Source organism: Streptomyces sp. NBC_01481, from assembly GCF_026339995.1.
Lineage (GTDB): Bacteria > Actinomycetota > Actinomycetes > Streptomycetales > Streptomycetaceae > Streptomyces.
This window is the reverse complement of record NZ_JAPEPT010000003.1, coordinates 450,712-463,061: the sequence shown is the minus strand read 5'-3', so window position 1 is coordinate 463,061 and position 12,350 is coordinate 450,712. Positions and strand designations below refer to the sequence as shown.

15 protein-coding genes are annotated in these 12,350 nt (G+C 70.0%); 4 read left to right on the top strand and 11 right to left on the bottom strand.

What is annotated here, in order from left to right; translation table 11 throughout:
- Positions 1-672 (bottom strand): response regulator transcription factor, encoded by a 672-nt coding sequence (locus OOK40_RS18610; protein ID WP_266482831.1) that lies wholly within the window; start codon positions 670-672, stop codon positions 1-3.
- Positions 669-1,892 (bottom strand): sensor histidine kinase, encoded by a 1,224-nt coding sequence (locus OOK40_RS18605; protein WP_266482829.1) that lies wholly within the window; start codon positions 1,890-1,892, stop codon positions 669-671. The genes OOK40_RS18610 and OOK40_RS18605 overlap by 4 nt, the downstream gene beginning before the upstream one ends.
- Positions 1,893-2,037: 145 nt before the next feature.
- Between OOK40_RS18605 and OOK40_RS18600 the strand changes: the two genes are divergently transcribed.
- On the top strand, positions 2,038-2,256 hold the full coding sequence (locus OOK40_RS18600) for a hypothetical protein (protein WP_266482827.1): 219 nt from the start codon (positions 2,038-2,040) through the stop codon (positions 2,254-2,256).
- An 8-nt stretch (positions 2,257-2,264) separates the two neighbouring features.
- Here the strand turns inward: OOK40_RS18600 and OOK40_RS18595 are convergent, their stop codons facing one another.
- Complete coding sequence (locus OOK40_RS18595) at positions 2,265-2,645, bottom strand: hypothetical protein (RefSeq protein WP_266482823.1); 381 nt, start codon at positions 2,643-2,645, stop codon at positions 2,265-2,267.
- Here OOK40_RS18595 and OOK40_RS18590 point away from each other — a divergent pair.
- The gene (locus OOK40_RS18590; RefSeq protein ID WP_266484415.1) at positions 2,644-3,228 is read left to right on the top strand and encodes a DUF1062 domain-containing protein; all 585 of its coding nucleotides are present in this window, start codon (positions 2,644-2,646) and stop codon (positions 3,226-3,228) included. The genes OOK40_RS18595 and OOK40_RS18590 overlap by 2 nt on opposite strands.
- Before the next feature lie 39 nt (positions 3,229-3,267).
- Here the strand turns inward: OOK40_RS18590 and OOK40_RS18585 are convergent, their stop codons facing one another.
- The 5 genes from OOK40_RS18585 to allB all read right to left on the bottom strand — a co-directional run bounded on the left by OOK40_RS18585 (position 3,268) and on the right by allB (position 8,190).
- The gene (locus OOK40_RS18585; protein ID WP_266482821.1) at positions 3,268-3,831 is read right to left on the bottom strand and encodes a dihydrofolate reductase family protein; all 564 of its coding nucleotides are present in this window, start codon (positions 3,829-3,831) and stop codon (positions 3,268-3,270) included.
- An 82-nt stretch (positions 3,832-3,913) separates the two neighbouring features.
- Positions 3,914-4,522, bottom strand: coding sequence for a dihydrofolate reductase family protein (locus OOK40_RS18580; RefSeq protein WP_266482819.1), 609 nt, complete (start codon positions 4,520-4,522; stop codon positions 3,914-3,916).
- A 107-nt stretch (positions 4,523-4,629) separates the two neighbouring features.
- The gene (locus tag OOK40_RS18575; RefSeq protein ID WP_266482817.1) at positions 4,630-5,448 is read right to left on the bottom strand and encodes an AIM24 family protein; all 819 of its coding nucleotides are present in this window, start codon (positions 5,446-5,448) and stop codon (positions 4,630-4,632) included.
- A gap of 283 nt (positions 5,449-5,731) precedes the next feature.
- Positions 5,732-6,847 carry an allantoicase gene (alc, locus tag OOK40_RS18570; protein ID WP_266484413.1) on the bottom strand — a complete coding sequence of 372 codons (1,116 nt, stop codon included), beginning with the start codon at positions 6,845-6,847 and terminating at the stop codon, positions 5,732-5,734.
- Positions 6,847-8,190 carry an allantoinase AllB gene (gene allB / locus OOK40_RS18565; protein ID WP_266482813.1) on the bottom strand — a complete coding sequence of 448 codons (1,344 nt, stop codon included), beginning with the start codon at positions 8,188-8,190 and terminating at the stop codon, positions 6,847-6,849. Before allB ends, alc begins: the two co-directional genes overlap by 1 nt.
- 337 nt (positions 8,191-8,527) lie before the next feature.
- On the opposite strand from allB, the gene OOK40_RS18560 reads away from it, so the two are divergent.
- Positions 8,528-9,328, top strand: a complete 801-nt coding sequence (locus OOK40_RS18560) for an IclR family transcriptional regulator (protein ID WP_266482806.1) — start codon at positions 8,528-8,530, stop codon at positions 9,326-9,328.
- Positions 9,329-9,404: 76 nt separating this feature from the next.
- Here the strand turns inward: OOK40_RS18560 and OOK40_RS18555 are convergent, their stop codons facing one another.
- A complete protein-coding gene (locus tag OOK40_RS18555; protein ID WP_266482802.1) occupies positions 9,405-9,971 on the bottom strand; it encodes a TetR/AcrR family transcriptional regulator in 567 nt (188 codons plus the stop codon).
- Positions 9,972-10,063: 92 nt separating this feature from the next.
- On the opposite strand from OOK40_RS18555, the gene OOK40_RS18550 reads away from it, so the two are divergent.
- Positions 10,064-10,483, top strand: a complete 420-nt coding sequence (locus OOK40_RS18550; protein WP_266482799.1) for a nuclear transport factor 2 family protein — start codon at positions 10,064-10,066, stop codon at positions 10,481-10,483.
- Positions 10,484-10,504: 21 nt separating this feature from the next.
- Here OOK40_RS18550 and OOK40_RS18545 read toward each other — a convergent pair whose 3' ends face one another.
- Together OOK40_RS18545 and OOK40_RS18540 are read right to left on the bottom strand one after the other, a co-directional pair.
- A complete protein-coding gene (locus OOK40_RS18545; RefSeq protein WP_266482794.1) occupies positions 10,505-11,197 on the bottom strand; it encodes an ABC transporter ATP-binding protein in 693 nt (230 codons plus the stop codon).
- Positions 11,194-12,273 carry an ABC transporter permease gene (locus OOK40_RS18540; RefSeq protein WP_266482790.1) on the bottom strand — a complete coding sequence of 360 codons (1,080 nt, stop codon included), beginning with the start codon at positions 12,271-12,273 and terminating at the stop codon, positions 11,194-11,196. Before OOK40_RS18540 ends, OOK40_RS18545 begins: the two co-directional genes overlap by 4 nt.
- Positions 12,274-12,350 lie beyond the last annotated feature (77 nt).

The following is a 12,350-nucleotide window of genomic DNA, read 5'->3' as shown; positions in this document are numbered from 1 at the left end:
CTACACCGGCTCGTCCTCGTCGAGCAGGCCCGCGTCGTGCGCCAACAGCGCGATCTGGACACGATTGTTCAGGTCCAGCTTGGCCAGAATGCGCGAGACATGCGTCTTGACGGTCGGCACGCTCATATAGAGGGTCGCGGCGATCTCGGCGTTGGACCTGCCGCGGCCGACGGCGACGGCCACCTCCTTTTCGCGGTCGGCGAGCGAGGCGATCCGCTCGGCGGCGGATTTCTTGCGGGTCCCGGGATTGCGGTCGGCGACGTGTGTCATCAACTGGCGGGTGACGGCCGGGGAGAGCACCGGATCGCCCGCCGCCACCCGCCGTACCGCGGCGACGATCTCGGCGGGCGCGGTGTCCTTCAGTACGAATCCGGCGGCTCCCGCGCGCAGCGCCCGCAGCACCTGTTCGTCCGCGTGGAAGGTGGTGAGGACGACGACTTCGGGGGCGTCGGGGCGGCGGCGCAGCTCCTCGGTGGCCGTGAGGCCGTCCATCCCCGGCATCCGGATGTCCATCAGCACCACATCGGGCGCGAGCCGGTCGACGAGTGCCGCGACCTCCGAGCCGTCGGCCCCCTCCCCCACGATCTCGAGGTCGTCGGGTCCGCCGAACATGAAGGCGAGTCCTGCGCGGACGAGAGGGTCGTCATCGACGACGAGCAACCGGATAGTCATGCGGCCCACGGTAGCCAGGCCCGGACACGGAAACCGCCGTCGGCCGTGGCTCCGTGTTCGAGGCTGCCGCCCGCGAGCGTGGCGCGTTCGGTCAGACCGATCAGCCCCTGACCGGAGCCGGGGACGTTCTCGACCTCGCCGATCGGGGCGGGATTGGCGACGTCCACGGTGAGGCCGTGGCCCGGCCGGCCGCTGACGAGGACGGTGACCTCGGCGCCCGGCGCGTGTTTGCGGGCGTTGGTCAGGCACTCCTGGGCGATGCGGTAGACGGTGCGGCCGGTGGCGGCGGGGACGGCCGCCGGGTCGGTGATGCGGTTGTCGAGGGTGACCTTCATGCCCGCCTGCCGGGACTCGGCGACCAGGGCGTCGAGGGTGGCGAGCGTGGGCTGCGGCCGGTCGGCGCCTTCGCCCTCGCCGGGGGCCCGCAGTACGCCGATGATCTCGCGCAGATCCTGCAGCGCCTCGTGGGCACTGTCGCGGATCACTCCGGCGGCCCGGGCGACCTCGGGCGGGGGCGCGTCCGGCCGGAATTCGAGTCCGCCCGCGTGCACGCTCAGCAGGGTGAGGCGGTGAGCGAGCACATCGTGCATCTCGCGGGCGATGGCCTCGCGGGCGAGCCGCTGGGCGTGCTCGGCGCGCAGCTCGGCCTCGCTCTCGGCCCGCCGGGCACGCTCGCGCAGGGCGACGACGAGCTGGCGCTGGGCCCGTACGAGCATGCCCCAGCCGATCACCAGGAGGATCAGGATCACGCCGGTGAGGAGCGAGGCCAGGAACGACATGCCCGGATCGGGGCGTACGAGCGCCGCGGCCGCCGAACCCGCGACGGCCAGGGCCCCGACGACGGCGACGGGCTTGAAGGGGCGGTGCACGGCGAGGCTGAACAGGCTCACCAGCAGCGCCCCTCCCGCGACCGGAGACACCACGCTGACGACGAGCAGGGTGAGCGCGAGCCCGAGCGGCGCGCGGCGTCTGACCCACAGTGCGCAGCAGGCGAGCACGCCCACCATCTGGTCGGCGAAGACGACCAGTTCGGAGTTGCCTGCCTGCCGGCTCGCCTCCGAGGCCAGGATGCCGATGAGCGCGGCGATGACGAAGGCGAAGGTGTCGACGACCCAGTCGCGTACGGTACGGCGCGGCCTGGCCCTGGTCCGGTCGCCCGGCAGGTCCGCGTCCTGCGACATGGCCGAGGGCAGCAGCCAGGGGTACTCCGTGCGCGTCATATCGACAAAGCTACGCAGGCGGGAGCGGTGATACCGCCTCGCGGCGGCGGGAAGCTACCAAAGTCGCACAGGCTCAGACTTTCGGCTCCGCGAGACATCCCGAGGGCCGACGCGACGGCCCCGCGCCCCGGACCACGATCGGCGCATGAAGAAGATTCTCGAAGCCATCGGCATGGTGCTGCTGATCGCGGGCGCCTGCGGGGTGTTGCGCGAGCTGACCGGCTGGTTCCGATTCATGGGCTTCACGCGCTTCGTCACGGTCCATGTCGGCTTCCTCCACGGCCGGGAGATCTTCGCGAACGTGGTGATCGGCGTGGTCGGCTTCGCGGTGCTGATGATCGCGGACCAGTACAGGAAGGCCTAGGCAGCGGCTCAGGCTCGGCCGGCGGCTTCGGTCAGCCGGGTCATCTCGGCGAGGTGTTCGGCCATGCGGTTGCCGACGCTGCCGCTCGTGAAGAGCACGGCACCCACGACGGAGACGGGCACCGAGAGGCCGAGGACGCCTAGGAGTTCGGGCCAGTCCCGTTCGGCGGTGCACCTGTTCTCACCGGTGTACGCCCCCTCATTGGCCGTAGAACGATCCGTGAAGAGCCGCGCCTCGCAGTTGGACCGGTACCCCGCGTCGTACGGCGTGAGCAGCAGAACGCCGAACCACACCCACAGCAGCGCGGCGAGCGACAGGAGGCCGAAACCCCACGCCCGGGTGCGCTTGGCACGCGCGCGGAAGGCTATGTCGTACGTGAGTGATCGCATGGCGCACGAGCCTAGATGTCGACTCCTTGCCCGCGAAGTCAAAAACTGGGCGGTCGTGCCCACCTGCCTGCCGCTCGTTCGCCGCCGTTGCCACGCGTGTGCGTCCGAGCGCTTCCGGGCAAGCGGCAAATTTCGCGTCAACGCCAACCACAAGCTCATCGACGCCTGGCTCCTCGCGCTCTGTACCGCTTGCGGGGAAACTGCAAAGCTCACGGTCCTGGAACGGATGAATGTGCGCTCCGTACGACCTGAGCTGCTGGACCGGCTGCATGACAACGACCCTGCCCTGACAGCGGGGCTGCTCCAGGATCCGATCGTGCAACGCCGTAATCGCATCGCCCTCGACTGGGACAACGCCTGGCGCCTCGACACCGGCGGATCGGATCACCTGGACCGCGAGGTGATCGACGTCTCGGTCCACTTTTCGGCGCGGATCCCTGTCCGGCCGGTGCGACTGATCGCGGAAGGGTGCGGTCTTTCGCGGGCCGAGGTCGAGAGACTGATGACGGAGGGAAAACTCGTCTCGGCAGTCCGGCTGAGCGGCAAGCTCTCCGGCGGCTTCACCTTCACGCTCAAGCGCTGAGCCCTCCTCGGGACCAGGGCCTGTCCGGCATATGCACACCTAGCGCGCCACGCGGTGGCGGAGGTAGACGACTCTCGAGCTGAAGGTGCGGGTCTCGACGAGTTCGAGATCCACACGGCGCTCGTGCTGGGGAAAGAACGGAATGCCACCGCCAACCAGCACCGGGTAGACCATGGCCCGGTACTCGTCGATCAGACCCAACGCGGCCGCCTCGGCGGCGAGAGTCGCGCCGCCGATCGCGATGTCGCCCTCCCCCGGCTCGGCTCGCAACCGCTCGATCTCCTCCGCCAGGCCGTCGGAGGCCAGGCGGGCATTGCCCTGCACCGCCGACAGCGTGGTGGAGAACACCACCTTTGGGAGCGGCTTCCAAAGCGCGGTCCACTCGAGCTCTGAGTCGTCGAGCGATGGATTCTGGTCGGCGGTCTCCCAGTACAGCATCGTCTCGTACAGCCGTCGTCCCAACAGGTGGACGCCGACCTCTCGAATCTCGTTGATCCAGAAGCGAAAGACCTCCTCGCCGGGCACCGTCCAGTCGAAGTCGCCGTCCGGCCCGACGATGTAGCCGTCAAGTGAGACGCTCATCGAATAGGTCACGCTGCGCATCAGACGTCCTCCTCGGTAACGGGTTCGACAGTACGACCGCCGCTCGCGCCTGGAGCTTGGTGAGCAGCCCTGCCCACACGGCCTAGTAGCTGCCGTACTCGGGACGACCCGCCAGCTCGTACGTGTGGATGGCCACGCCCGCGCCCGTGACCCGGGACGCGGTGTGCCGGAAGGCGGTCGGGACGGCGCCGCTGGCGAACAGCTTGCGGCCCGTGCCCAGGACGACGGGGAAGGTGAGCAGATGGAACTTGTCGATCAGATCGTGCGCCATCAGGAAGTGGGCCAGGGCTCCGCTGCCGTGGACCTGGAGCTCGCCGTCCGTGCGTTCCTTCAGCGCGGTGACCTCCTTGACGAGATCGCCGTCGATGATGGTGCTGTTTTCCCAGTCGGCCTTCTCCAGTTTGGTCGAAGCGACGTACTTCGGCAGGGAGTTGAGCTTCGAGGCGACCGGATCGGCGGGGTCGGTCACCTTGGGCCAGTAACCCGCGAAGATCTCGTACGTACGGCGGCCGAGCAGGAAGGCACCCGCCTGCTCGAAGACCTCATTGATGAACCGGCCGAAGTCCTCGTCCCCGTACGGCACGGACCAGCCGCCCAGCGCGAAGCCGCCGCTGGTGTCCTCCTCAGGCCCTCCGGGGGCCTGCATCACACCGTCGAGGGTGACAAAACTGGTGATCGAGAGCTGAGCCATGACGGGTTCCTCTTTCGGGGTGCTCGGGATTGCGGTGTTCCGGTCATCAGCTGAGACCCCCCTCGTACCAGGAAATCATCGGTCGGCTCTGCGCGCCTCGGCACGTACTAGCCGGCGTCCGTGGAGAACAGCCCGCCGGTCGGTCCCTGCTTGTCTCCGCCCTGCGCCTTCCTGAGCGCGTTGGCGAGACCCTCGATGGTCAGCGACTGGAGGATCACCCGCCCCTTGCCCTCCAGGGTGGCCAGGGAGAGGCCCTCGCCGCCGAAGACGGCGTTCATCAGGCCCTGGCGGTTGAGGCCGCCGATGCGCTGGACGCCGTAGCGGATGCCCTCCTCGAAGGCGACGATGCAGCCGGTGTCGACCTCGATACGGCCGCCGAAGTCGGCGGGATCGAGGTCGATGAAATTGCCCGCGCCGCAGATGATGACCGTGCCGCGCCCGGTGAACTTCTCCAGGATGAAGCCCTCGCCGCCGCTGCGGCCTGTCTTGCCGCCCTGGAAGGCGATGCCGAACTCGACAGTGGACTCGGCGGCGACGAAGGCGTCCTTCTCGGCCATCCACGCGCGCGTGCCGTCGAGTTCGAGGGCGCGCATCTCGCCGGGCAGCACGCCCGCGAAGCCCACCGTGCCCTCGCCGCCGGTGGAGGTGAAGTACTGGAAGGCGAGGGATTCACCGGCGAGGGCGCGCTGGCCGGCCTGCATGGCGGTGCCCATGGCCTGGCGCAGCATTCCGCCCATGCCGCCGGAGCCGGAGCCGCCGGCGGACTGGCCTCCGCCTCCGCCGGGGCCGGACAGCCGGGTCTCCATCGTCACGTTGGACGTCTTGAACAGGAACTTTCCGGCCTCGCAGTAGACGGTCTGGCCCGGCTGGAGGGAGACGACCGCCATCTGCATGGCGCTGCCGACGATCTCTTGCTGAAGGGTCACACGGTGATTCAACGTCCGTTCGGCGCGGGCGCGGAGGAGGCAGGGCCGCTTTCCTCGTGTCGGCGGCGCGGCGCCTGCGGCGGGCCTGTAACCGGGGGCGCTGCCCCCGGACCCCCGCGCCTCAAACTCCCCCAGACTTCGTCCGGGGGTACCCCCACGGGGCTGGAGTTCAGCCCGTCCGGCGTTTGAGGACATGCGGCCGGAGGTCGCATACGGGGGGTCCAGGGGGCGAAGCCCCTTGGTTACGGGAAGGGGGCGGGTAGGGGAACAAGCCCCGCAGGGATCAGCCGCCCAGTTCCCGGTGCCGCTTCGCCAGGGCGCCAGCCCCCTCCGACGTCAGCGAACCGAACAGCCGCAGCCGCGAGATCCCCCCGTCCGGGTAGATGTCCACCCGCACATGCGTCCCCACCGCCGGAGCCCCCAGCACAAACCGGTGATTCGTGTCCGGCTGCAGCCGCGTCCGCGGCAGGATCTCCGTCCACTCCCCCGTCTCGCCGTCGCGGAGCGAAACCGCCGCCCAGCCCGCGCTGTTGCCCTTGAGATACGCCGTGTCGATCTCGACCGCGCGGATCTCGCACTCCGCCACCAGCTGGTAGCGGATCCAGTCGTTGCCCTTGTCCCGGCGTCGGCGCGTCTCCCAGCCGTCGTCCATCTTGCGGGAGCGGCCCGGCTGGATGGTGTTGGTCGCCGGGGAGTAGAAGCGGTCGGAGGCGTCCTCGACCTGGCCGCCGTTCTCCAGAGCCGCGAGGTCGAAGGTGCCGAGCACGCCGAGCCACTCGGGGTCGGGCGCGACCTCGCCGTAGACGCGCAGGCGGGCGATGCCGCCGTCGGGGTGCTGGTTGACGCGCAGGTGCGTGAAGCGCTGCTCGACGTCGACGGTGAAGCCGTTCGCCGCGTGGCCGCCGATGACCGTACGCGGCACGAGCGTCGTCCACTTCACGTCGTCGGCGAGGAGTTCCCCGGGCGAGGGGGACCCGGCCACCGCGGTGGCCTCGACCGAGACGGCCTGCGGGTAGTTGCCGCGGAAGTGGGCGGTGTCGATGACGATGCCGCGTACGACGCCGGGCGCTCCGAGGCGTACGAGCGCCCAGTCGTGGTCACCGTCCGTGGGGTGCGGCTGCTCGGCCGAGATGCCGCGGCGGCGGCGGGTCTCCCAGCCGTCCATGATCTTGCCCTTGTGGCCGAAGTGCTCGGGGTCGAATTCCGCGGCCTCGGGCTTGAGCATGTTCTCGCGCTCGGCGAAGAACTCGTCGTTGGCCGCGATGACACCCGCGCCGAGCCGCCGGTCGGCGAGGTCGGCGTAGTGCGTGAAGGGGAACTCCGCCGTGCGGTAGTCGGCGTACGGGTCGCCGCCGCCGAACGGGCCGGCGTCACCGGTGAAGGAAGGGATGGACACGATCAGTTGTTCCTTTCGAGCAGTCGGCCGGTCGGCTCGGCCAGGGTGCCGTTCTCCACGATGCGTTCGCCGCGCAGCCACGTCGATCTGACGACTCCGTGCAGGGTCTTGCCCGCGTACGCCGTCACCTGGTTGCGGTGGTGGAGCTCGGCCGGGTCGACGGTGAAGGTCTCGTCGGGCGCGAGGACCGCGAAGTCGGCGTCGCGCCCGGCCTCGATAGCGCCCTTGTGGCCGAGCCCCGCGAGCCGCGCGGGTGCGGCGGACATCCAGCGGACGACGTCCTGAAGGGTGTGCCCGCGCTTGCGGGCCTCGGTCCAGATGGCGGGGAGGCCGAGCTGGAGGGAGGAGATCCCGCCCCAGGCGGTGGCGAAGTCGGGGGTCTTGAGGTCAGTGGTGCAGGGTGAGTGGTCGGAGACGATGCAGTCGATGGTCCCGTCGGCCAGGCCCTCCCACAGGGCGTCCTGGTTCGCGGCCTCGCGTATCGGCGGGCAGCACTTGAACTCCGTTGCCCCGTCCGGGACTTCCTCGGCCGTGAGGGTGAGGAAGTGCGGGCAGGACTCGACGGAGATCTTCACGCCCTCACGCTTGGCGGCCGCGATGAGCGGCAGCGCGTCGGAGGAGGACAGATGCAGGACATGTACGCGGGCGTCGAGCCGCTTGGCGTGTGCGATCAGGCCTTCGATCGCGGTGTTCTCGGCGTCGCGCGGCCGGGAGGCGAGGAAGTTCGCGTACGCGGGTCCGGACTCCTGCGGCGCCGCGGCCAGATGGTGCGGGTCCTCGGCGTGCACGATCAGCAGTCCGCCGAATCCGGCGATCTCCGCCATCGACCGGGCGAGCTGTTCCTGGTCGAGCTCCGGGAACTCCTCGACACCGGACGGCGAGAGGAAGCATTTGAAGCCGAAGACTCCGGCGTCGTACAGCGGCCGCAGGTCCTTCACATTGGACGGGATGGCGCCGCCCCAGAAGCCGACGTCGATGTGCGCCTTGCTGCGCGCCACCTCCTGCTTGGTGGCGAGGTTGGCGACGGTGGTGGTGGGCGGGAGGGAGTTGAGAGGCATGTCCAGCAGGGTGGTGATGCCGCCCGCCGCGGCCGCACGGGTGGCGGTCCAGAAGCCCTCCCACTCGGTGCGGCCGGGGTCGTTCACATGGACATGGGTGTCGACGAGGCCGGGGAGCAGGACGTCGTCCCCGAAGTCCTCCAGCCCGGCGCCGGGCGGCACCTCGGCGTCGTACGGCAGCACCGCCGCGATCTTTCCGGCGGCCACGGCGACCGATGCGGGCCGTGTGCCGTCCGGGGTGATCACGCGCGTCGAGCGCAGTACCAGCTTCACGTCCACATTGGACACCCGTGCCCCTCACTTCCGTCCGGTACGGCGGACCGTCCAGCGGACCGCACCGCGAAATTCAACGAACTGTTGAAGGAGTCTTCACTCCGCAGTCCTCGCCGTCAAGACCTGCTCGTTCCGGCCGGAGGGCTTGGATATTTCCACAAAGTGGAAGTAGAATTTCGCAAAGCAGAAGGTGGTTTTCACCGAGCAGACCAGCAGGGGACCATGGGAAGTGACTGCCGAGACGTGGACAAACGCCCGCTGACCGGCATGGACGCCCTCACGACACCAGTGTGCCCGACCCGGACGCCCGGTAGGCTGCTCACTTGCCCGCCTGCCCGAAAGGACCGTTGACGTGCCAACGTCCAGCGCCAGCACCACCGACGCCGCCAAGCCCGCATCCAGCGGCGGCGTGCAGTCACTGGAGCGCGCCTTCGACCTGCTCGAGAGAATGGCCGACGCTGGCGGCGAGGTCGGGCTGAGCGAACTCTCCGCCAGCAGCGGTCTGCCGCTGCCCACCATCCACCGGCTGATGCGCACGCTGGTGGCCTGCGGTTACGTACGCCAGCAGGCCAACCGCCGCTACGCACTCGGCCCCCGGCTGATCCGCCTGGGAGAGTCCGCGTCCCGGCTGCTCGGCACCTGGGCCCGCCCCTATCTCGCCCGGCTGGTCGAGGAGACGGGCGAGACGGCGAACATGGCGCTGCTCGACGGCGACGAGATCGTGTACGTCGCGCAGGTGCCCTCCAAGCACTCCATGCGGATGTTCACCGAGGTCGGCCGGCGCGTGCTGCCGCACTCCACGGGCGTGGGCAAGGCGCTGCTCGCACACACCCCGCCGGACGAGGTGCGAGCGCTGCTCGCCCGTACCGGCATGCCCGCGGCCACCGAGAAGACGATCACGACACCCGAGGGCTTCCTCGAAGCGCTCGAACAGGTGCGGCGCGCCGGTTACGCGGTCGACGACAACGAGCAGGAGATAGGGGTCCGCTGCCTCGCGGTCTCGGTGCCCAACTCCCCCACGGCGGCGGCGGTTTCGATCTCCGGTCCCGCGGGCCGGGTCACCGAGGCGGCCACCGAGAGGATCGTCCCGATCCTCCAGGAGGTCGCGAAGGACCTCTCGACGGCGCTGGCGAACACGGCGACGCAAGGCTGATCCCTCAAGGGACACCACCCGCGCCCCGCTCCCCCGGCTCGTTGCCGCAGGAGCGGGGCGTTCGGCTTTCCATGCCCTACGAGCGAGCCGCCTCAAGCAGCACTCGGGCGGCCTCCTTGGCCTGCCCCGCCGTCGCGCTGCTACCCGTGATCGCGGCCGTCGTGATCGCGCCCTCCACCAGCAGCAGGAGAGGCTCGGCCAGCGAGGCGGGACGGCCCGCGGCGGTCACCAGGCCCGCGAGATAGCTCCGTAGCGCGTCGACATGATCGCGGGCCGCGGCCGCCACCGCGTCCGATGTGGCGCCCAGCTCCCCGAAGGAGTTGACGAAGGCGCAGCCGCGGAAGTCGGGTTCCTCGAACCACGACTGCAGCCAGTCGAAGACGGCGAGGACTTGATTCTCGTCCGCAGCGTCCGCGGGCAGGGCGTCGACATGGCTCGCCAGCGAGGCCCGCCAGCGTGCGTCACGCCGGCGCAGATACGCCTCCACCAGCCGCTCCTTGGAGGGAAAGAGCTGGTAGAGACGCTTGAGGGACACCCCGGACTCGTTGCGGATCTCGTCCATCCCGACCGTCTGCAGCCCTCGCCCGTACAGAAGCGTCTCGGCTGCGTCGAGCACGCGGGTCTGAAGTACTGCGGCTTCCATGTCAGCCCTCGCCTTGCGTGAGAATCACCGTTCTCCTACGCTACTGCACACCGGGGAGAACGTACGTTCTCTCCCTTCCGAAGGGGATATCCATGACTGCGAAGAGGCTGCCCGTCCCGCCGTTCACCGCCGAGACCGCCCAGCAGAAGGTCCGGGCGGCCGAGGACGCCTGGAACAGCCGGGACCCCGAGCGGGTCGCCCTCGCCTATACCGAGGACTCAGAGTGGCGCAACCGCGATGTGTTCCTGTCTGGGCGTGCGGAGATCGTCGAGTTCCTGCGCGAGAAGTGGCAGTACGAGCTGGACTACCGCCTTCGCAAGGAGCTGTGGGCCTTCACCGACAACCGCATCGCGGTCCGCTTCGAGTACGAGTGGCGCAATGACGAGGACCGGTGGTTCCGCAGCTACGGCAACGAGAACTGGGAGTTCGACGAGAACGGTCTGATGCGGCGCCGATACGCGAGCATCAACGACGTCCCCATCGCGGCGGACGAGCGCCGCATCTCTCTCTGAGACAGTCGTGGGGGGGGCGGCTCAGCTCGCCACCGGCAGCGCCGCGAGCCTCCCGTCCGCCATCGTGACGGTGCGGTCCGTCCGCTCCAGGTGTGCCCGGTCGTGGGTGACCAGTACGGTCGCCGTCCCCCTCTCCCGGGTCAGGGCGCCCAGCAAGTCCAGTATCGCCGCGCCCCGTTCATGGTCCAGGGCGCTCGTCGGCTCGTCGACCAGCAGGACGGCGGGCTCGTTCATCAGCGCCCGGGCGATGTTCACGCGCTGGCGCTGTCCGCCCGAGAGCTGGTGCGGACGGCGGTGCGCCTCGCGGGCGAGGCCGACCGCGTTCAACAGCTCCAGGGCGCCGGCCCGCGCCTCGCGCGGGCTGTGCCCGGACAGATGGGCCATCACCTGGAGCTGCTCGGCCGCCGTCAGGGACGGCAGCAGATTGGGCTGCTGGAAGACGATGCCGATGCGCTCGCGCCGCAGCGCGGCCTGGCCCGCCCGGTCCAGGCCCGCCGTGTCCGTACCGTCGACGACGACCCTGCCCCGGTCGGGGGTGACCAGGGTCGCCGCGACCGCCAGCAGGCTCGACTTCCCGGAGCCGGACGGGCCGACGACGGCGGTGAGCGAGCCCGCCGTGACCTCCAGCGATACGGAGTCCAGCGCGGTGAGCCGACCGTCGCCGTCGGGGTAGGTCAGGGTCACGTCGTCGAGCAGCAGGTTCGCAGCGGTCATCGGGCGCTCCCGAGGGCGGTCAGAGGATCGACGGCGGTGATCCGCCGGATGGACAGGGCCGCGCCGAGGACGCCGAGGACGATCATCACGGCGGCGGGCAGCAGCACGGTCGGCGCGGCCAGTTCGAACGGCACGTCACCGCCGCTGATCAGCGCGCCGATCACGGCGGCCAGAGCCGTACCGAGGAGCGTTCCGGCGGCCAGCATCGTCACCGCCTGCCCCAGCGCGTCCTTGAGCAGATACGACGTCGAGGCGCCGAGCGCCTTCAGTACGGCGATGTCGGCGCTGCGCTGGATCGTCCAGACGGTGAAGAAGGCTCCCGTGACCAGCGCGCTGATCACGAAGAGGAAGCCGCGCATCAACTGCAGCGAGCCGTTCTCGGCCTGGTAGGAGCCGATCGCGGTCAGCGCCTCCTCGACGCCGAGCGTCTTCGTACCGGCGGCCTTGTCGGCGGCGGCGAGGTGCGCGCCGTTCGCTGTCGTGAGTGCGATGACGGTGGCCTGTTCCTGCGTCGTGGTGCCGGAGTTCCCGATCCGCTGCCAGTCGTCGAGCGCCGTCCACACCACCGGCGTGTGGCTGAAGGAGGCATCGCCTTCGACCGCCGCGACCGTCTCCTCCAGGCCGCCGATCCTGACCCGGTCGCCCGCGCCGACGCCCAGCTCCTCGGCCGCCTTCCCGGAGAGGACGACACGGCCCGGCGCGAGGCCCCGCGGTGCGAGCCCGGAGTCGGGCTCCACGCCGAAGGACGACACGGCGGCGCTACGGTCCCCGGCGGCGGCGTTCAGCGTACGGATGCCGAGGGGGTGGGCTCCGGTGACGTCGGGCTGCCTCGCCCACTTCGCCCACTGGCCCTCGTTCACGGACGAGTTGGTGAAGGACACCGGTCGACCGCCGGGCGGGGCGGCGAAGGCGATGTGGTCGGCGGGCAGGCCGGTGACGGCCGAGGTGTTCTCCCGGGCCAGCCCGGCGGTCAGTCCCGACAGCAGCCCCACAAGCAGCGTGATCAGCACGACCACGGTGCCCATCAGGGCGAACCGGCCCCTGGCGAACCGCAGATCTCTCCATGCGACGAACATGGGCCCAGCCTCGGGGGCGAGGCCCTCGCGAACATCGCGCCGCGGTGCGTACTCACATCAATCTTTTGATTGACCTC

Bases quoted from the DNA above. Each gene is read 5' to 3' on its own strand.
- OOK40_RS18610 (WP_266482831.1), bottom strand. From the start codon at position 672: ATGACTATCCGGTTGCTCGTCGTCGATGACGACCCTCTCGTCCGCGCA.
- OOK40_RS18605 (WP_266482829.1), bottom strand. From the start codon at position 1,892: ATGACGCGCACGGAGTACCCCTGGCTGCTGCCCTCGGCCATGTCGCAG.
- OOK40_RS18600 (WP_266482827.1), top strand. From the start codon at position 2,038: ATGAAGAAGATTCTCGAAGCCATCGGCATGGTGCTGCTGATCGCGGGC.
- OOK40_RS18590 (WP_266484415.1), top strand. From the start codon at position 2,644: ATGGCGCACGAGCCTAGATGTCGACTCCTTGCCCGCGAAGTCAAAAAC.
- OOK40_RS18595 (WP_266482823.1), bottom strand. From the start codon at position 2,645: ATGCGATCACTCACGTACGACATAGCCTTCCGCGCGCGTGCCAAGCGC.
- OOK40_RS18585 (WP_266482821.1), bottom strand. From the start codon at position 3,831: ATGCGCAGCGTGACCTATTCGATGAGCGTCTCACTTGACGGCTACATC.
- OOK40_RS18580 (WP_266482819.1), bottom strand. From the start codon at position 4,522: ATGGCTCAGCTCTCGATCACCAGTTTTGTCACCCTCGACGGTGTGATG.
- OOK40_RS18555 (WP_266482802.1), bottom strand. From the start codon at position 9,971: ATGGAAGCCGCAGTACTTCAGACCCGCGTGCTCGACGCAGCCGAGACG.
- OOK40_RS18550 (WP_266482799.1), top strand. From the start codon at position 10,064: ATGACTGCGAAGAGGCTGCCCGTCCCGCCGTTCACCGCCGAGACCGCC.
- OOK40_RS18545 (WP_266482794.1), bottom strand. From the start codon at position 11,197: ATGACCGCTGCGAACCTGCTGCTCGACGACGTGACCCTGACCTACCCC.
- OOK40_RS18540 (WP_266482790.1), bottom strand. From the start codon at position 12,273: ATGTTCGTCGCATGGAGAGATCTGCGGTTCGCCAGGGGCCGGTTCGCC.